Origin of the sequence: Methylobacterium sp. E-016 (assembly GCF_022829745.1) — a bacterium.
GTDB lineage: Bacteria > Pseudomonadota > Alphaproteobacteria > Rhizobiales > Beijerinckiaceae > Methylobacterium.
The window spans coordinates 1-16,927 of the sequence record NZ_JAKSYF010000056.1; the positions used below are offsets into that span (position 1 = coordinate 1).

Here is a 16,927-nt window from a genome sequence, read left to right on the forward strand (position 1 = left end):
AAGGAGGCGGTGCGCCCGGCCCACGCCCCCTACCTGCCCGGCATGCCGGAGCCCTATGCCAGCCACGAGGGCGAGCGGGTGATCTACGGCCAGCGCCTGCTCCAGGGCGTCGGCGACCCGCTGCTCGGCTGGACCACGATCACCGACCGCCCATTCTACGTGCGGCAGATGAAGAACATGAAGGGCGAGATCCCGGTCTCCTGCATGACCGGGCAGCCGCTGCTGTACTTCTCCTGGGCCTACGGCGCGCTGCTCGCCCGCGCGCATGCCCGCACCGGCGACGCGGCGGCCATCGCCGGCTATTGCGGCAAGGACCGCCACGCCGACCTGCGCGAGGCGCTGGCCGACTGGGCGCACGCCTACGGCGACCGGAACGCGGCGGACTACCAGGCCTTCCTTGCCGCGATCGAGGCGGGCCGGCTCGAGGCGGCACCCGATCCCTGCCTGTGACCCGGCGCGGCCCGCGCCGCGCCCGCTCCCTGCTACCGCTTCGTCAGCCCGCCGAGCACGTTGCGCAGGATCGCGTTGCCGACCTGGGTGCCGACGCTTCGCGCCATGGAGCGCGCCGCGTTCGACACGACCTGCTCGGCAAGGCTCTGCGGCGCCTTGCGGCCCCCCTTGCCGCCACCCTTGGCGGCGGGCGTGCCGAACACGCTGCCCATGATGCCGCCGAGGAACCCGCCGAGGCCGCCTTCCGAAGCCTGCGCCGCTTCCGCTGGGGCGGCGTCGAGATTCTTGCGCTTGGCCAGCATCTCGTAGGCGCTCTCGCTGTCGATCGCCGCATCGTACTTGCCGCGCAGGGGGCTCCGGGCGATCAGGTCGGCGCGCTCGGCCGGCGTCAGCGGGCCGACGCGCCCCTGGGGCGGCGCGATCAGGGCGCGCTCGACCACCGAGGGCGTGCCCTTCGGCTCCAGGAAGCTGACCAGGGCCTCGCCGACGCCGAGCTGGGTGATCGCCTCCGCGACGTCGAAGCCGGGATTCTGCCGAAAGGTCTCCGCGGCGGCCTTCACCGCACGCTGGTCGCGGGGAGTGAAGGCGCGCAGCGCGTGCTGGACCCGGTTGCCGAGCTGGCCCAGCACCGTCTCGGGCACGTCGAGGGGGTTCTGCGTCACGAAGTAGACGCCGACGCCCTTCGAGCGGATCAGCCGCACCACCTGCTCGACCGCGTCCAGCAGCGCCTTCGGCGCATCGTTGAACAGCAGGTGCGCCTCGTCGAAGAAGAACACCAGCTTCGGCTTGTCCAGGTCGCCCACCTCGGGCAGCTGCTCGAACAGCTCGGAGAGCATCCACAGCAGGAACGAGGCGTAGAGCCGGGGCCGCTGCATCAGCTTGTCGGCGGCCAGGATGTTGACGACGCCGCGCCCGTCGCGGTCGGTCCGCATGAAGTCCTCGAGGTTGAGGGCCGGCTCGCCGAAGAACCGGTCGGCGTTCTGGTTCTCGAGCATCAGGAGCTGGCGCTGGATCGCGCCGACCGACGCCGCCGAGACGTTGCCGTACTGGCCGGAGATCGTCTTGAGGTTCTCCGAGCAGAAGGCCAGCAGCGCGCGCAGGTCCTTCAGGTCGATCACCGGCCACTGGTTCTCGTCGGCGACGCGGAAGGCGATGTTGAGGACGCCCTCCTGCGTGTCGTTGAGCTCGAGCAGCCGCGCCAGCAGCAGCGGCCCCATCTCGGTCACGGTGCAGCGGATCGGATGGCCCTGCTCGCCGAACAGGTCCCAGAACACGGTCGGGAAGCGGTCGGGCTCGTAGGCGATGCCGAGTTCCTCGGCGCGCTTGACGAAGACGGGCTTGGATTCCCCGGCCGCCGCCAGGCCCGAGAGGTCGCCCTTCACGTCCGCCGCGAAGACCGGGACGCCGGCATTGGAGAAGCCCTCGGCCATCACCTGCAGCGTCACGGTCTTGCCGGTGCCGGTCGCGCCGGCCACCAGCCCGTGCCGGTTGGCGAGCTTGAGCGTCAGCACCTCGGGCTTCGGCGCGCCGGTCTTCGGGATGCTTTTTCCAACGAGGATGCTGCCGTCGCCCGCCATCACGCCCAATCCCCTTCGCACCACCGGTGAAGGTTATGCCGGCCGAAGACCGGCTTTGCCAGATGCGCGGCCGTTTTGCTTGATTTCTGCTTCCCTAAGCCCGAAGGACGAGGAAACACCCTCGGGAGCTGCCGATCATGGAAGAACTCATCGCCCGCGTGACCAACCGCACCGGGCTCGATGCCGCGACGGCGCAGACCGCGATCGGGCACATCCTGGCGTTCCTCCAGAAGGAGGGCCCCGCCACGGAGGTGAGCCAGCTGATGGCGGCGATGCCGGGCGCCGAATCCCTGGTCGCGACCTCGAACGCCGACGAGGGCGGCGGCGGCCTCATGGGCATGCTCGGCGGCATGATGGGCGGCGGCGTGATGGCGCTCGGCCAGAAGTTGATGGCGGCCGGCGTGCCGATGGGCCAGATGCAGCCGCTCGGCCAGGAGCTGTTCGCCTACGGCCGCGAGAAGGCCGGCGAGGACGTGATGGGGCCGATCGTCGGCTCCGTCCCCGGCCTCAGCCAGTTCGTCTGAGACCGGACGGCCTTCGGGCTCGCGGGACGCTCACGGGCGCCGGCGCGGGCCTGTCATAAAAGCGTGCGGCCTTCGTGATTGTGTCCGGTTCCAGGGCCTGGAGCCGGCCGCCCCGCGGGGGCGCGCTCCCGACCCGGAATGGGCGTCGACCATGGTCGCGAAGTTTACGCGTGGGGCCTCCGCCGCTTGGGACGCGATCCGGGCCAACGGCTGGGACAGCGTCGAGTCCCCCATCGCGAAGCTGAAGCGCAAGTCGGCCGACGGCACCCTGCCCGGCTTCGGTGGCCGCAGCCTGACCCCGCCCGGCGCCACGCCGATCCGCTTCAAGGCCAAGGGTGCGGGCAAGCCCCTCCCCGAGCTGGGCCCGAGCCTCGGCCGCATCGGCAGCCTCGAGGTGTGCCTCGCCACCCGCAAGTCCGAGATCCGCCGGGCGCAGCGGCTGCGCTACCAGGTGTTCTACGAGGAGATGTCGGCGATCCCCAGCGGCATGGCGATGCTGTCGCGGCGCGACGTCGACGCCTACGATGCGGTCTGCGACCACCTCCTGGTGATCGATCACGCCGCGACCGACGCGAAGCCGTTCCGCAAGGCGCGGCCCAAGGTGGTCGGCACCTATCGCCTGCTCCGCGGCGAGGCTGCCGAGCGCCATTTCGGCTTCTACTCGGCCTCCGAGTTCGACATCGCGCCGCTGCTCGCGGCTCATCCCGGCAAGCGCCTGCTCGAGCTCGGCCGCTCCTGCGTGCTGAAGCCCTATCGCACCAAGCGCACGGTCGAGCTGCTCTGGGCCGGCATCTACGCCTACGTGCTGCACCACCGCATCGACGCGCTGATCGGCTGCGCCAGCCTCGACGGCACCGATCCCGCCCGCCTCGCGCTGCCCCTGAGCTTCCTGCACCACCATGCCCGTGCGCCCGACGGCTGGCGGGCCCGGGCGCTTCCCGAGCGCTACGTGCCGATGGACCGGCTCGACCGCGAGGCGATTGACCCGAAGGCCGCCCTGCAGGCGCTGCCGCCGCTGATCAAGGGCTATCTCCGCGTCGGCGCCACCTTCGGCGACGGGGCGGTGATCGACCGCCAGTTCGGCACCACCGACGTCTTCGTCGTGCTGCCGGTGACGGCGATCGGCACGCGCTACCTCGGCCACTTCGCGCCGACGGCGAACGCGCGGGCGGCGTGAGCCCCCGCGGCGAGCGACGCCGGCGACGGTCCGTTCCGGACCGCGCCAGCATCGCCCCGTCGGTCAGTTCGGGTGGAACACGACCTTCACGCAACCGTCCTTCTTGTCCCGGAACGTCTTGTAGAGGTCCGGCCCGTCGGCGAGGTTGGTGGAGCGGTGGGTGATCATCGACGTCATGTCGATCTTCCCCTCCTGGATCAGCTTGGTCAGCGTCTCCAGGTAGCGCTTCACGTGGGTCTGCCCGCTCTTCATGGTCAGGCCCTTCTGGACGATCATGCCCATGTTGACCGGGATCGGGCCGCCGTAGACGCCGGGCACCGAGACGATGCCGCAGGGGCGCACCGCCTTGATCGCCTCCATCAGGGCGTAGGGCCGCTCGGTCGAGGTCAGCTTCTCCTGGATCTTGTTGACGAGGCTGGCGACGCCATGGCCGGCGCTGGCCTCCATGCCGACGCAGTCGATGACGCCGTCGGCGCCCTCGCCCTTGCTGATCTCCTTGATCCGCTCGAACACGTCTTCCTTCGCGTAGTCGATGATGTCGGTCGCGCCGTAGGTGCGGGCGAGCGCCAGGCGCTCGGGCACCGTGTCGATCGCGATGATGCGCTCGGCGCCCATGATCTTGGCGGACTGGATCGCGAACAGGCCGACCGGGCCCGCGCCCCAGACCGCGATGACCTCGCCGCCCTTGATCTCGCAATGCTCGGCGCCCTGCCATCCGGTCGGCAGGATGTCGGTGAGGAACAGCAGCGACTCGTCGTCGACGCCCTCGGGCGCCAGCATCGGCGCGACGTCGGCCATCGGCACGCGCACGTACTCGGCCTGCCCGCCGCCGTAGCCGCCGGTGAGGTGCGAGTAGCCGAACAGGCCGGCGGTGGTGTAGCCGAACTGGGCGGCGGCCATGGCGGCGTTGCGGTTCGAGCGCTGGCAGACGGAGTAGTTCCCGAGCCGGCACTGGCGGCATTCGCCGCAATTGATGTTGAACGGCACGACCACGCGGTCGCCCTTCCTGAACTTGGTGAAGCCCTGCCCGACCTCGACGACCTCGCCCATGAACTCGTGGCCGAGCACGTCGCCCGCCTCCATGGTCGGCATCTGGCCGTCCATCAGGTGGAGGTCCGAGCCGCAGATGGCGCAGGACGTCACCTTGATGATGATGTCGCGCGCATCCTCGATCCGCGGATCGGGGACCGTGTCGCAGCGGATGTCGCCCTTGCCGTGCCAGCACAGCGCTTTCATGGAAATCCTCTCGTGACGGCGGAATCGCGGCCCACGGAGGTGCGGGCTCGTGCGGGTAAGTGCCCGATCGTACGGCCAAGTTCCGATGGCCCGTCGAATGGCCGCAGCGGTCCGACCGCATCCGGGGGGGCCGGTCGCGGCCGTGCCGACGGGATCCGTGCTACGAGACGCCCTCCGCAAACCCGATGGGTCCAGAACCAGCATGATCGTCTACGGCACCGGCTATTCGCCCTACGTCCGCAAGATCCTCGTGGCGCTCGCTGAGAAGGGCGTGCCCTACGAGCACGTGCCCTGCATGTTCCACGCGCCCGATGCGGCGTTCCAGGCGGCGAGCCCGCTCGGCAAGATCCCGGCGATCGACGACGACGGCTTCAAGCTCGCCGATTCCTCCGCGATCCTGTGGTACCTCGAGCGCAAGCACCCGGACCCGGCGCTGATGCCGGCCGACGCGAAGGCGCTCGGCCGCGCGGTCTGGTACGACAAGTTCGGCGACACGGAGCTGTTCGGCCCGCTGGTCGTGGCGTTCCGCGAGCGGGTGCTGAAGCCCAACATGATGGGCAAGCCCTGCGACGACGCCGCGGTCGCCAAGTCGCTCGACACCGACCTGCCGCCGCTGTTCGACCACCTCGAGGGTCGGATCGACGGCGCGTTCCTGGTCGGCGACGCCTTCTCGATCGCCGACATCGCGATCGCGACCGGCTTCTACAACTTCCACCTCGCGGACGCGAAGATCGACGCCGCCCGCTGGCCGAAGCTCGCGGCCTACGTCGACGGCATCCTGGCGCGCCCGTCCTTCGTCACGGCCATGGCCGCGCGCAAGGGCTGAGCGCCGTCCGATAGACCGCGTTTCTGATGGACTCGGTTCAGCGCGTCTCCCTCCCCCCTCGGCGGGGGAGGGAGGAACCCGTGCCAGGTTCGATTCGCGTCGCAGGATATGACGTCGCGCCGGCCGGGCCGTCGTGCCCGCCCGGGTTCAGCGGCGGCGCTTGATCGAGCCCACCGTCTGCACCTGGGCCTGCGCCTCGGCGCGGTCCTCGTCGCTGGCCGCCGCCCAGTTCTTCTCGTAGAGCGCGACGATCCACGCGTCCTTGCGCCCCTCGACGCCCTCGCGGGCCAGCGAGAGCCACATCAGGCCGCGGGCGCGCTGCACCGGCACGCCGCCCATGCCGTTCATCAGCATGTCGCCCAAGAGCGCCTGGGCCGGGTGGTGGCCCTTCTCGGCGGCGAGGTTGAACCAGCGCGCGGCCTGACGCGCGTCGGCCTCGACGCCGGTGCCGTCGAGGTAGAGGCGGGCAAGGTTGTACTGCGCGTTCGGGTCGCCGAAATACGACGCCGCGTAGTTGAACATGTCGTAGGCCCGCTCGGGGTTCGGGCGCACGTAGGTGCCCTTGATCCCGTCGAGGAAGTAGCTGCCGAGCGCGGTGAAGGCGCTCGCCGTCACCGCCGAGGTCTGCGCGTCGGGCCCGTCGTCGGTGCCGGAATCGGCGATCCGCGAAAAGAACTCGAACGCCTTCAGGTCGTCGTGCGGGACGCCGTCGCCCTCGGCATACATCCGGCCGAGCTTCCACAGGGCGAGCGCGTGGCCCTGGTCGGCGGCGTATTCGAGCGCGCGAGCCGCGCCCTCCTTGTCGCCGGCATTGTACTCGCGCACGCCGGCCCGCAGCGCGTCCTTGGCGCTGCGGTAGCTCTTCTCCGGCACGGGCGTGCGGACGCTGGCGTCGAGCGCCTCCGTCGCCGGCGTGCCGGCGAGCAGGGTCGCGACCGCCGTCGCGGCGAGCGCGAGGCCGCGCAGGTGCACGTTCAGCCCGCCGCGGGACCGACGGGGATCGGCCCGGTCCAGCCGGTCGCGGTCGGTCCTAGACGTCCGCATAGCTCTGGATCTCCTCGGCGCCGCCCGGATGGGTCACGGCGCCGTTCACGGCGGGTCCGACGGTCTGCGCGTACTTCCAGAGGTAGCCGGAGGTCGCGGAATTGGTCCGCGGCGTCCACGCCTTGCGGCGCGCGTCGAGCTCGGCGTCGGAGAGCGCCACGTCGAGGGTGCCCTTAATCGCGTCGAGCGTGATCATGTCGCCGTCGCGCAGCAGGCCGATCGGCCCGCCCACCGCCGCCTCGGGCCCGACATGGCCGACGCAGAAGCCGCGGGTGGCGCCGGAGAAGCGCCCGTCGGTGATGAGGGCGACCTTGTCGCCCATGCCCTGGCCGTAGAGCGCGGCGGTGGTGGACAGCATCTCGCGCATGCCGGGGCCGCCCTTCGGGCCCTCGTAGCGGATCACCAGGACCTCGCCCTCCTTGTAGGTGCGCTTCTGGACGGCCTCGAAGCAGGCCTCCTCGCCGTCGAACACCCGCGCCGGGCCGGTGAAGACCTGCTTGTCCAGCGGCATGCCGGCGACCTTCACGATCGCGCCCTCGGTGGCGAGGTTGCCCTTGAGGCCGACGACGCCGCCGGTCGGGGTGATCGGGCTGCCGGCCGAGCGGACCACGTCCTGGTCCGGGTTCCAGCGGACGTGCTCCATGTTCTCGGCGATGGTGCGGCCGGTCACCGTCATGCAGTCGCCGTGGATGAAGCCGTGGTCGAGCAGGGTCTTGATCAGGAGCGGGATGCCGCCGACCTCGAACATGTCCTTGGCGACGTAGCGGCCGCCCGGCTTCAGGTCGGCGACGTAGGGCGTGCGCCGGAAGATCTCGGCGACGTCGAACAGGTCGAACTTGATCCCGCACTCGTGCGCGATCGCCGGCAGGTGGAGCGCGGCGTTGGTCGAGCCGCCCGAGGCCGCCACCGCGGCGGCGGCGTTCTCCAGGGACTTGCGGGTGACGATGTCGCGCGGGCGGATGTTCTTGGCCAGCAGCTCCATCACCTTCTCGCCGGCGGTGGCGCAGAACTGGTCGCGGATCTCGTAAGGCGCCGGCGCGCCGGCCGAGTAGGGCAGCGCAAGGCCGATCGCCTCGGAAACGGTGGCCATGGTGTTGGCGGTGAACTGCGCGCCGCAGGCGCCGGCCGAGGGGCAGGCGACCTGCTCGAGCTCGTCGAGGTCGTCGAGGCTCATGTCGCCGACGGCGACCTTGCCGACCGCCTCGAACAGGTCCTGCACGGTGACCGGGCGGCCGCGGAACGAGCCCGGCAGGATCGAGCCGCCGTAGATGAAGATCGACGGCACGTTGAGACGCACCATCGCCATCATCATGCCCGGCAGCGACTTGTCGCAGCCGGCGAGGCCGACCAGGGCGTCGTAGGCGTGGCCGCGCATGGTCAGCTCGACGGAATCGGCGATGACCTCGCGCGACGGCAGCGAGGCGCGCATGCCGGCGTGCCCCATGGCGATGCCGTCGGTGACGGTGATGGTGCAGAACTCGCGCGGGGTGCCGTGGGCGGCCGCGACGCCCTTCTTCACCGCCTGCGCCTGGCGCATCAGCGAGATGTTGCACGGGGCGGCCTCGTTCCAGCACGACGCCACGCCGACGAGCGGCTGGTGGATCTGCTGCTTGGTCAGGCCCATCGCATAGAGATACGAGCGGTGCGGCGCGCGGTCGGCCCCCTCCGTGACGTGGCGGCTCGGCAGCTTCGACTTGTCGTTCGTAGGCGCGTCCATGACCTGTCCCGCACCCCCGGGTCCGCTACGCATCGGCCGATCCCCGGCAGGGTGCGAACGACCGTCCCGCAGCGTCGACCGACGTTGCGCGAGGAGGCTCGACCACGCTCTTGGAATCGCTCGCAACCGAGCGGTAACCGGTTGGGGGAAAAGCCGTTTACCGCGGATGCTGAGGTGGTCCCGGTTTATGGCGGGATCGCGGCGGTTGAAGGCAGGTCTCGGGGCAAACCCGGGATGCTTTCGCGGTGTTGCGACCCCGCCACAGCCGCGTTTGGCTTGCTCGGCGCCCAGATATTCAGACGTGCGGGCCGGTGATCGTTCTGGACACGTGAGCGGTCGGCACTGCGTATGCTCGCATTGACGACGCATCTGTGCGAGCCATGGCCGAAGACGAAAGACGACCCTTGCGCGGAGGGCGGATGTTCACCCGCGATCCCTGGTTCGGCTTGCGAAGCCGACCACGGTTCGACGAGTTTCGACGATGGTGGCACCGCGAAAAAGCGAGGGCTGGGCTCGGCGATTTGACGACGCGGCGGGAGGCGGAGGATACTTACGCGGACTGGGCCAGTTCACATCCGCCGAAGGAGCGGTCGTAACGCATGGTCTCAAACACGCTCGTTCTGCCCCGGCAGTCTTCCGTCGCGGATGCCGCAGGCTCCGGTGATGAGGAAGCCTTGGTAGCCACGCTCGAAGACCTGAAGGGCCACGCGCCCTCCCCCGACGCCTTGAGGGACGTGGCGGAGATCCTGCAGTCCACACGATCCCGCCGCGTGCGGAATACGGCTGCGTTGGCGCTGGCGGACTGCGGTCTTGCGGAGATGTCCGAGCCCATCGTCACGACCTTGCGGGACGAACGGGTCGCCGGAGAAGCGGGAACGCTTCTGTTCGCTCTCAGCGAGCTGGGCGGCACCCTGCCGCTTGACTTGGCCGCTCGGCTGATCGCGAAGGGATCGTACGAAGCGCGTGCCGAAACGCTGATCTTCTTCGAGCTTGGCCGCGTCGATCGCGCCGACGAGGAAACGTACCGATCGGCGAAAGCCGCGTTGGCGGCCTTATTGACCTCCGAGAACGCTGAAGTCGCAGAAGCGGCGGATCTTGCCCTTTGCCTGCTGGATGCAACCGCCTGACGGGTATCGCTTACACGTCGATCATGTTCGCTTCTTGAGCCGCGGCGAGCGCGGCGTCGCTCTCGTCCTTCAGGGACACGCCGGTCAGCCCGCGGGCGAAGGCCTGGGTCAGGAGCCAGTCGAGCTTGAACGCGGCGAGCGGGTGCGAGAGCCCGGCGGGGCGGACGTTCGAGATGCAGTTGCGCTCGGCGTCCGAGCGGCCGGGGCGCGGCGCGAAGGTGAGGTAGATCCCGAGGCTGTCGGGCGAGGACAGGCCGGGACGCTCGCCGATCAGCACAGCCACCGCGCGGGCCTTGAGGGCGCTGCCGACGGCGTCGCTGAGCGCGACGCGGGCCTGCGTTGCGACGACCACCGGCGCGAGCCGCCAGCCGGCCCGGTCGGCATGCGGCTTGAAGGCCGCAAGGAAACCGGCCGCGCCCTCGTGCACGGCACGGGCCGACAACCCGTCGGCGACGACGATCGCGAGATCGATTGGATCGCCGGCGGCCTGCTCGAGGGCCTGGCGGCCCTCCTCCGCCAAGGCGCGCCCGAGGTCGGGCCGGCGCAGGTAGGTCGCGCGGTCGGCCGCCCGCGAGGCGACCCGGAGCGTCGCGAAACCCAACGCCGCGATCGCCCGTGCGATCGCATCGGCATCCATCGGCGCGTGCACGGCGTCGCGGGCCTGGGCGTGGGCGAGGCCGAAGCGCAAGACCTCGCGGGTCGGCAAGCCGCTCCCGGCCCGCCCGAGGCCGATCCGGGCGGGCGTCAGCCCGGCGAGCCGCGCCCAGACCTTTGCGTCCTCGCTCATGCGGCGAGCCCCGAGGCGTCGGCGAGCAGCGGCGATCCCGGCTCGGCGGGCAGCAGCGTGCCATGATCGTCCGTCATCCCGAGGGCGTGCAGCCACGCCTCGAACTCGGGGGCGCGCTTGAGGCCCAGAACCTCGCGGACGTAGAGGGAGTCGTGGAACGAGGTGGATTGGTAGTTCAGCATCACGTCGTCGGCGCCGGGCACGCCCATCACGTAGGTGCAGCCGGCCGCCCCCAGCAGCGTCAGCAGCACGTCCATGTCGTTCTGGTCGGCCTCGGCGTGGTTGGTGTAGCAGACGTCCACGCCGAGCGGGACGCCCATCAGCTTGCCGCAGAAGTGGTCCTCGAGCCCGGCGCGGATGATCTCCTTGCCGTCGTAGAGGTATTCCGGCCCGATGAAGCCGACGACGGTGTTGACGAGAAGCGGCCGGAACGGGCGCGCCACCGCGTAGGCCCGCGCCTCCAGCGTCTGCTGGTCGATGCCGTGATGGGCGTTCGCGGACAGCGCCGAGCCCTGCCCGGTCTCGAAGTACATGCCGTTGTCGCCGACCGTCCCGCGCTTCAGCGCCAGCATCGCCTCGTGCGCCTCCTTCAGGATCGCCAGCGTGACGCCGAACCCGGCATTGGCGCCCTGCGTGCCGGCGATCGACTGGAACACGAGGTCGACCGGCAGCCCACGGTTCATCGCCTCGAGGGTGGTGGTGACGTGGGTCAGCACGCAGCCCTGCGTCGGGATCGCATGGCGCTGGATGATCGCGTCGAGGAGGTGGAGGAGCTTGCCCAGCGCGGCCACCGAGTCCGAGGCCGGGTTGATGCCGATCACCGCGTCGCCGCAGCCGTAGGACAACCCGTCGAGGATCGCCGCCGTGATCCCGGCGGGATCGTCGGTCGGGTGGTTCGGTTGCAGCCGCACGGCCATCGTGCCGGGCAGGCCGATGGTGTTGCGGAACCGGGTCACCACCCGGCACTTCCGGGCGATCAGGATCAGGTCCTGATTGCGCGAGATCTTCGAGACCGCCGCCGCCATCTCCGGCGTGATCCCGGGCGCGATCCGCGCAAGCGTCTCGCTGGTCGCGACAAGCAGGAATTCGCGAAAGTCGCCGACGGTGAGGTGCGCGATCTCGGCGAACGCCGCCGCATCGTGGCCGTCGAGGATCAGCCGGGTGACATCGTCGTCCTCGTAGGCGATCAGGGGCTTGGCCAGGATCTCGCGCAGCGGCACGTCAGCGAGGCACCAGCGTGCGGCCGACCCCTCCTCCGCCGATTCCGCGGCGAGCCCCGCGAGCCGGTCGCCGGAGCGGACCGGCGTCGCCTTCGCCATCAGCTCGGCGAGGTCGGCGAACGCCCAGCTGCGCGGGCCGACGACGTGGCGGTAGGCCATGGGAGTCCTTTATCGAACCAGCGGCAGGCCCTCTCCGCGAGGGAAAGAGAAGCATATGCCCTCCGTGTTCGATGGCGAACCCTACGCCGCGCCCGCATGCGGCGCCGGCACCTCCGTTGAGATCGCGTCGACCGTGCGCTGGGGCGGGCTGCCGAGGCCGTCCGAGCGCGTGATGCGGATCTGCTGGTTGACCGGCTGCATGTTGCCGTAGGGCGTCGAGAACGCGATCTCGGCGGCATCCCGGCCGACGCCGATGCGCACCAGGCCGTCGAGATCGGCCTGGCGGGTCGCGTCGAACAGCCACCAGCGCCCGTCGAGATAGGCCTCGAACACCGCGTGGAAGTCGCTCGGCACCAGGCCGTGCGCGTAGCAGGACACGAAGCGGGCGGGGATGCCCAGCGCGCGGCAGAAGGCGGTGCCGATATGCGCGAAGTCGCGGCACACGCCCGCGCGCTTGAGCAGGCTCTCGTCGGCGGTGGTCTCGCCGTCGCTGGTGCCCGGCTTGTAGGTCATGTGGTCGTGGATCCAGTTGCAGATCTGGTTGACCCGTTGATGCCCCTTCGGCAGCGCGCCGAACTCGGCCTGGGCGAACGGCGTCAGCCGATCGGACGAGACGAAGCGGCTCGGCAGCAGGAACGGCAGGATGTCGAGCGGCAGCGCCGAGATCGGCGTCTCGTTGATCGTCGCCGGGTCGGCCCGGTGGACGGTGAGCTCGACCTCGGCGTTGTATTCCAGCGCGAATTGGCCCATCGGCACGTTGACGCCGAGGTAACGGTTGAGCAGATCGGGCGTCGTGTAGATGTCGCGCTTCAGGTTCGGCGTCAGCACGAGGGATTCGCTGAGAATCTCAAGGCTTCGCAGGCGCGCGACCTCCAGGTTGAAGATGAAGGTCGTGTCCGAAAGGATGTTGTAGGACAGGCTGCAGCCGAGAGTGTAGCGCATCGGGCCTCCGTAGCGTTGCCGAGGGTCTAGCCCAAGCAAGGAGCACGCCCGTTCCGAGGTTCCCCGAGCTCGACGGCGCGATCGATCAGGCGGCCCGAACGTCGCCGCGCGGCAACAGGACGACGGTCAGCGAGCGCACGCCCTGCGCCCCGTGGATCAATACGCCCTCGATGTCGGCGGTGGCGGAGGGGCCGGTGTGCAGGACGGCGTAGGCCGCCCCGGCGAAGTCCGGCCGCTTGTAGGCCGCCTGGACGTTGACGACGATGTCGGCGGGGTCGAGCAGTACCACGAGGTGCTGGGCGAGGTAGGCCACCGCGTTCACCACCAGCTCGGCCTCGGTGAACAACACCGATCCGGTCTCGGCGATGCCGAAGCGGGCGCGCACGATCGCGACGTCGACGTCGTCGACCGCCTGCGGCCGGGTGACGGCGGAAAGGTCGCGGTTGCCGGCATGTTCCGGCACGGCGGAAGCGACGACCTTCGCCGCGTCCAGGCGCTCGCGCACGTGGCCGAGCGGATCGCCGGCGGGGCCGGCCTCGACCACGCGCCCGCCCATGCGCTTCAGTGCCTCGGTGAAGGCCGCGACGTGGTCGTCGGCGACCAGCGGGGCGAAGACCGGGACCTGCGGCAGCGGGTGGTCGCCGGCCGGCCGGTTCCGGCGGATCGCGGCCAGCGTCGCCGCGCGGGTGCCGGCGCTCACGACACGTCCTTCTTCGCCGCGCCGGCCATGCGGTTCTGCTTGTACCAGGCGTGGAAGCTCTGCTTCGGGGCGTCGGGCATCTCGCGCTTCTTCCCCCAGGTGTTGAGCGGGTTGTAGACGGCGAAGCGCGGCAGCGCGCGCAGCGCCGAATCCGCCGTGCCGATCGCCGCGCGGTAGGCGGCCGGGCGGCTCAGCACGGCGCCGGCCGCCTTCATCATGCCCTGCTTCAGGAGCGGGATCTGGTGCTCCTCGGCCAGCACCTTGCGCCAGGCGAAGATCTGCTCATGGATGTTGATCTTCACCGGGCAGACGTTGGTGCAGGAGCCGTTCATCGTCGAGGAGAACGGCAGCGTCGAGTATTTCCGCTTGTTGAAGGTCGGGTCGATGATCAGGCCGATCGGCCCGGCATAGGTCGCCCCGTAGGAGAGCCCGCCCGAGCGGCGGTAGACCGGGCAGGTGTTCATGCAGGCGCCGCAGCGGATGCATTTCAGCGAGGTCCAGAACTCCTCCATGCCGAGGCGCTCGGAGCGGCCGTTGTCGACCAACACGTAGTGCATCTCGGTGCCCGGCCGCGGCCCGCGGAAATGCGAGGTGTACTGGGTGATCGGCGAGCCGAGCGCCGAGCGCGACAGCAGGCGGATGAAGACGCCGAGATCCTCGATGCGCGGAATGATCTTCTCGATGCCGATCGAGTGGATCTGCAGCGGCGGCACGTTGCCGGAGAGGTCGGCGTTGCCCTCGTTGGTGCAGGTGACGACCGTGCCGGTCTCGGCGATGGCGAAGTTGCAGCCGGTCATCCCGGCATCGGCGTTGAGGATGTATGGGCGCGTGGTCTCGCGCTGGCTCTCGGCGAGGTAGTGTGCGTCGTCGTTGTCCGGGTCGGTGCCCAGCGTCTTCGCGAAGACCTCGGCGACGTCCATCCGGGTCTTGTGGACGGCCGGCGCCACGATGTGGCTCGGCTCCTCGTTGTCGAGCTGCTGGATGCGCTCGCCGAGATCGGTCTCGATGATCTCGATCCCGCTGGCCGCCATGTGGTGCCGGAAGCCGCACTCCTCGGTGAGCATCGACTTCGACTTCACCAGCGTCCTCGCGCCGTGGCTGCGGAGGATCTCGAGCACGATGCGGTTGTGGTCGGCCCCGTCCGCGGCCCAGTGGACGTGGACGCCGTTGGCCTTCGCCGCCGCCTCGAACTGCTCGAGATAGGTATCGAGGCGGCTCAGCGTGTGCGCCTTGATGCTCGAGGCGATCTCGCGAAGCTCCTCCCATTCGGGGATGCCGTGGGCCGAGACGTCGCGCTTCTTGCGCAGGTCCCACAGGCGCTCGTCGTGCGCCGCCTGATGCAGCGGCGCGGCGAGGAAGCGCTCGGCGGCCTCGCCCTGGTCGATCGGCCGGTTGCCGCGGATCTTGGCCCCGCGCGGCTGCGGCTCGCGCGTCTTCGGCGCGGCGATCGGCTTCGAGGCCGCCTCGGCGTGCTGGAGGCGGCCGCCGTCCTGGTGGCGCTCGCTCTCGTCGACGGGCGCGCGGACCTCGGGATGGATCATGCCGCCGGTCTCGCGGGGCGTGAGATCTTCGATGCTCATGCGGCGGCTCCGTTGAGGACCTGCGCGATGTGGATGTACTTCAGCGGCACGCCGAGGCGCTCGGCGCAGCCCTTCTGATGCATCATGCACGAGGAATCGGCCGAGACGACGTAGGCCGCCCCGGCGCGCGCCTGATCGGTCACCTTGTCGTAGCCCATCTTGGCGGAGACCGCCGGCTCGAACACCGAGAAGGTGCCGCCGAAGCCGCAGCACTCGTCGGGCCGCGTCAGCGACACGATCTCGATGCCCTTCACCTTGGAGAGCAGGTCGAGCGGCTTCGAGTAGGGCGGCGCGACGATCTCGGAGGGCCGGGCGTGGTGGATGCCGCGCAGGGCATTGCAGTTCGAGTGGTAGGCGACCTTGTGCGGGAACGACGCCCAGGGGAACTCCTCGATCTTCAGCACGTCGTGCAGGAACTCGACCAGCTCGAAGGTCTTGCGCCGCACGCCGACCACCTCCTCCGTCTGCGGGATCGCGGTGAGGTGCTCGCGGACCTGGTGCACGCAGCTGCCCGAGGGCGCGACGACGTAATCGAACGGGGCGAAGTTCTTGACGAACAGGGCTTCCGTGGCGGCGGCCTCCGCGTGGCAGCCGGTGTTGGTCATCGGCTGGCCGCAGCAGGTCTGGTCGAACGGGTACGCCACGTCGAGCCCGAGTCGCTCCAGCAGTTCGAGCGTGGCGATGCCGACCTCCGGCTCGAAGGCGTCGACGTAACAGGGGACGAACAGTCCGATCCGCATGTTCCTGCCATCTTCCTCGGCCGATTCCCCCGGCCGTCCGCGTCGGCCGCTCGCCGACGCCCTCAGGCGCCGACCTCGACCAGCAGCTTGCCGAAGTTGCCGCCGGTGTAGAGGCTGTCGAGGTGCTCGAGCGCCCGCTCGAGGCCCGGCCGGACGTCCTGCCGGGTCTTGATCCGGCCTTCCGCCATCCAGCCGCCGAGCGCCTGCACCGCCTCGTCCCAGCGCGCGGCGTAGTCGGTGACGATGAAGCCCTGCACCGTGAGCCGGCGCATCAGCATCTGCCGCCACGCCGCGGACGCCGCCGGCCCCGGGCGCTCCGCGGTGTCGTTGTAGGAGGCGATCAGGCCGCACAGCGGCATCCGCCCGAACAGGCGCATCCGGGCGAACACCGCGTCTGAGACCGCCCCGCCGACCTGCTCGAAGTTGATGTCGACGCCGTCGGGCGCCAGCGCGTCGAGGCGGGCGCCGACATCCTCGCTGCGGTAGTCGATCGCCGCGTCGAACCCGAGCTCGTCGACGACGAACCGGCACTTCTCCGGGCCGCCGGCGATGCCGATCACCCGGCAGCCCTTGATCTTGCCGATCTGCCCGACGATCTGGCCGACGCCGCCGGCGGCGGCCGAGACCACCAGGGTCTCGCCGGCCTTGGGGCGGCCGATGTCGAGCAGGCCAAAATACGCCGTCGGGCCGACGAGGCCGAACACGCCGAAGCCCACCGAGAGCGGCACGCCCGGCGGCAGGGCGAGGGGCTGCAGGCCCTGGCCGTCGGTGACCATGTGGTCGGCCCAGGCGCCCATCCCGGCATAGAGCGCGCCGACCTCGACCCCGTCCTTCCGGCTCTCGACCACCCGGCCGGCGACGAGGCCCCGCATCGGCTCGCCGAGGCCGACCGGCGGCATGTACTGTTCGGCGTCGCTCATCCAGATCCGGTTCGTCGGATCGAGTGACAGGTACAGGACCTGCAGCAGGAACTGCCCGGGCTGCAGCTCGGGCAGCGCCTCCGAGCCGTAGGCGAGGTCGCCCTCGGCGATCGTGCCGACGGGGCGGCGCGCGAGGCGCCAGATGTTCCGCTGCCGGGCCATGCGCGCCCTCCCGTATGTCTCGAACGCGCCATGCGCGCG

General features: G+C 70.3%; 16 protein-coding genes. 5 read left to right on the plus strand and 11 right to left on the minus strand.

What is annotated here, in order from left to right; all coding sequences use genetic code 11:
- A partial coding sequence (locus tag MKK68_RS04335) for a DUF2252 family protein (RefSeq protein WP_244028956.1) occupies positions 1 to 450 on the plus strand: 450 nt, incomplete at its 5' end.
- Between the two features lie 32 nt (positions 451 to 482).
- On the opposite strand, the gene MKK68_RS04340 is transcribed toward MKK68_RS04335, so the two are convergent.
- Positions 483 to 2,027 (minus strand): helicase HerA-like domain-containing protein, encoded by a 1,545-nt coding sequence (locus MKK68_RS04340; RefSeq protein ID WP_147726663.1) that lies wholly within the window; start codon positions 2,025 to 2,027, stop codon positions 483 to 485.
- Positions 2,028 to 2,164: 137 nt separating this feature from the next.
- Between MKK68_RS04340 and MKK68_RS04345 the strand changes: the two genes are divergently transcribed.
- Both MKK68_RS04345 and MKK68_RS04350 read left to right on the plus strand, forming a co-directional pair.
- A complete protein-coding gene (locus tag MKK68_RS04345) occupies positions 2,165 to 2,551 on the plus strand; it encodes a DUF2780 domain-containing protein (protein ID WP_147726661.1) in 387 nt (128 codons plus the stop codon).
- Between the two features lie 151 nt (positions 2,552 to 2,702).
- Positions 2,703 to 3,728, plus strand: coding sequence for a GNAT family N-acetyltransferase (locus MKK68_RS04350; RefSeq protein ID WP_147726659.1), 1,026 nt, complete (start codon positions 2,703 to 2,705; stop codon positions 3,726 to 3,728).
- A gap of 63 nt (positions 3,729 to 3,791) precedes the next feature.
- On the opposite strand, the gene MKK68_RS04355 is transcribed toward MKK68_RS04350, so the two are convergent.
- Positions 3,792 to 4,964, minus strand: coding sequence for a zinc-dependent alcohol dehydrogenase (locus MKK68_RS04355; RefSeq protein WP_244028959.1), 1,173 nt, complete (start codon positions 4,962 to 4,964; stop codon positions 3,792 to 3,794).
- Between the two features lie 202 nt (positions 4,965 to 5,166).
- On the opposite strand from MKK68_RS04355, the gene MKK68_RS04360 reads away from it, so the two are divergent.
- Positions 5,167 to 5,790, plus strand: a complete 624-nt coding sequence (locus MKK68_RS04360; protein ID WP_147726655.1) for a glutathione S-transferase family protein — start codon at positions 5,167 to 5,169, stop codon at positions 5,788 to 5,790.
- A 147-nt stretch (positions 5,791 to 5,937) separates the two neighbouring features.
- Here MKK68_RS04360 and MKK68_RS04365 read toward each other — a convergent pair whose 3' ends face one another.
- Both MKK68_RS04365 and ilvD read right to left on the minus strand, forming a co-directional pair.
- Positions 5,938 to 6,834: a tetratricopeptide repeat protein gene (locus MKK68_RS04365; protein WP_244028961.1), complete on the minus strand. Its 897-nt coding sequence runs from the start codon at positions 6,832 to 6,834 to the stop codon at positions 5,938 to 5,940.
- Positions 6,821 to 8,551 (minus strand): dihydroxy-acid dehydratase, encoded by a 1,731-nt coding sequence (gene ilvD, locus MKK68_RS04370; protein WP_147726211.1) that lies wholly within the window; start codon positions 8,549 to 8,551, stop codon positions 6,821 to 6,823. Before ilvD ends, MKK68_RS04365 begins: the two co-directional genes overlap by 14 nt.
- A 599-nt stretch (positions 8,552 to 9,150) precedes the next feature.
- Here ilvD and MKK68_RS04375 point away from each other — a divergent pair.
- On the plus strand, positions 9,151 to 9,678 hold the full coding sequence (locus MKK68_RS04375; protein WP_147726212.1) for a hypothetical protein: 528 nt from the start codon (positions 9,151 to 9,153) through the stop codon (positions 9,676 to 9,678).
- A gap of 10 nt (positions 9,679 to 9,688) precedes the next feature.
- Here the strand turns inward: MKK68_RS04375 and eutC are convergent, their stop codons facing one another.
- From eutC to MKK68_RS04410, 7 genes are all read right to left on the minus strand, one after another.
- The gene (eutC, locus tag MKK68_RS04380) at positions 9,689 to 10,465 is read right to left on the minus strand and encodes an ethanolamine ammonia-lyase subunit EutC (protein ID WP_147726213.1); all 777 of its coding nucleotides are present in this window, start codon (positions 10,463 to 10,465) and stop codon (positions 9,689 to 9,691) included.
- On the minus strand, positions 10,462 to 11,844 hold the full coding sequence (locus MKK68_RS04385; protein WP_147858919.1) for an ethanolamine ammonia-lyase subunit EutB: 1,383 nt from the start codon (positions 11,842 to 11,844) through the stop codon (positions 10,462 to 10,464). The genes eutC and MKK68_RS04385 overlap by 4 nt, the downstream gene beginning before the upstream one ends.
- Before the next feature lie 81 nt (positions 11,845 to 11,925).
- Positions 11,926 to 12,786 carry a transglutaminase-like domain-containing protein gene (locus MKK68_RS04390; RefSeq protein ID WP_243934399.1) on the minus strand — a complete coding sequence of 287 codons (861 nt, stop codon included), beginning with the start codon at positions 12,784 to 12,786 and terminating at the stop codon, positions 11,926 to 11,928.
- Between the two features lie 85 nt (positions 12,787 to 12,871).
- The gene (locus MKK68_RS04395) at positions 12,872 to 13,486 is read right to left on the minus strand and encodes a lactate utilization protein C (RefSeq protein ID WP_187274757.1); all 615 of its coding nucleotides are present in this window, start codon (positions 13,484 to 13,486) and stop codon (positions 12,872 to 12,874) included.
- Entirely contained in the window at positions 13,483 to 15,066 is a 1,584-nt protein-coding gene (locus MKK68_RS04400) for a lactate utilization protein B (protein ID WP_147726216.1), read from the minus strand. The genes MKK68_RS04395 and MKK68_RS04400 overlap by 4 nt, the downstream gene beginning before the upstream one ends.
- On the minus strand, positions 15,063 to 15,806 hold the full coding sequence (locus MKK68_RS04405) for a (Fe-S)-binding protein (protein WP_147726217.1): 744 nt from the start codon (positions 15,804 to 15,806) through the stop codon (positions 15,063 to 15,065). Before MKK68_RS04405 ends, MKK68_RS04400 begins: the two co-directional genes overlap by 4 nt.
- Before the next feature lie 62 nt (positions 15,807 to 15,868).
- Complete coding sequence (locus MKK68_RS04410) at positions 15,869 to 16,888, minus strand: NADP-dependent oxidoreductase (RefSeq protein WP_147726218.1); 1,020 nt, start codon at positions 16,886 to 16,888, stop codon at positions 15,869 to 15,871.
- Between the last annotated feature and the right edge of the window lie 39 nt (positions 16,889 to 16,927).

What these genes read in the sequence shown, in the direction of transcription:
- MKK68_RS04340 (WP_147726663.1), bottom strand. Translation starts at nt 2,027, where the DNA reads ATGGCGGGCGACGGCAGCATCCTCGTTGGAAAAAGCATCCCGAAGACC.
- MKK68_RS04345 (WP_147726661.1), top strand. Translation starts at nt 2,165, where the DNA reads ATGGAAGAACTCATCGCCCGCGTGACCAACCGCACCGGGCTCGATGCC.
- MKK68_RS04350 (WP_147726659.1), top strand. Translation starts at nt 2,703, where the DNA reads ATGGTCGCGAAGTTTACGCGTGGGGCCTCCGCCGCTTGGGACGCGATC.
- MKK68_RS04355 (WP_244028959.1), bottom strand. Translation starts at nt 4,964, where the DNA reads ATGAAAGCGCTGTGCTGGCACGGCAAGGGCGACATCCGCTGCGACACG.
- MKK68_RS04360 (WP_147726655.1), top strand. Translation starts at nt 5,167, where the DNA reads ATGATCGTCTACGGCACCGGCTATTCGCCCTACGTCCGCAAGATCCTC.
- MKK68_RS04365 (WP_244028961.1), bottom strand. Translation starts at nt 6,834, where the DNA reads ATGCGGACGTCTAGGACCGACCGCGACCGGCTGGACCGGGCCGATCCC.
- ilvD (WP_147726211.1), bottom strand. Translation starts at nt 8,551, where the DNA reads ATGGACGCGCCTACGAACGACAAGTCGAAGCTGCCGAGCCGCCACGTC.
- MKK68_RS04375 (WP_147726212.1), top strand. Translation starts at nt 9,151, where the DNA reads ATGGTCTCAAACACGCTCGTTCTGCCCCGGCAGTCTTCCGTCGCGGAT.
- eutC (WP_147726213.1), bottom strand. Translation starts at nt 10,465, where the DNA reads ATGAGCGAGGACGCAAAGGTCTGGGCGCGGCTCGCCGGGCTGACGCCC.
- MKK68_RS04385 (WP_147858919.1), bottom strand. Translation starts at nt 11,844, where the DNA reads ATGGCCTACCGCCACGTCGTCGGCCCGCGCAGCTGGGCGTTCGCCGAC.
- MKK68_RS04390 (WP_243934399.1), bottom strand. Translation starts at nt 12,786, where the DNA reads ATGCGCTACACTCTCGGCTGCAGCCTGTCCTACAACATCCTTTCGGAC.
- MKK68_RS04400 (WP_147726216.1), bottom strand. Translation starts at nt 15,066, where the DNA reads ATGAGCATCGAAGATCTCACGCCCCGCGAGACCGGCGGCATGATCCAT.
- MKK68_RS04405 (WP_147726217.1), bottom strand. Translation starts at nt 15,806, where the DNA reads ATGCGGATCGGACTGTTCGTCCCCTGTTACGTCGACGCCTTCGAGCCG.
- MKK68_RS04410 (WP_147726218.1), bottom strand. Translation starts at nt 16,888, where the DNA reads ATGGCCCGGCAGCGGAACATCTGGCGCCTCGCGCGCCGCCCCGTCGGC.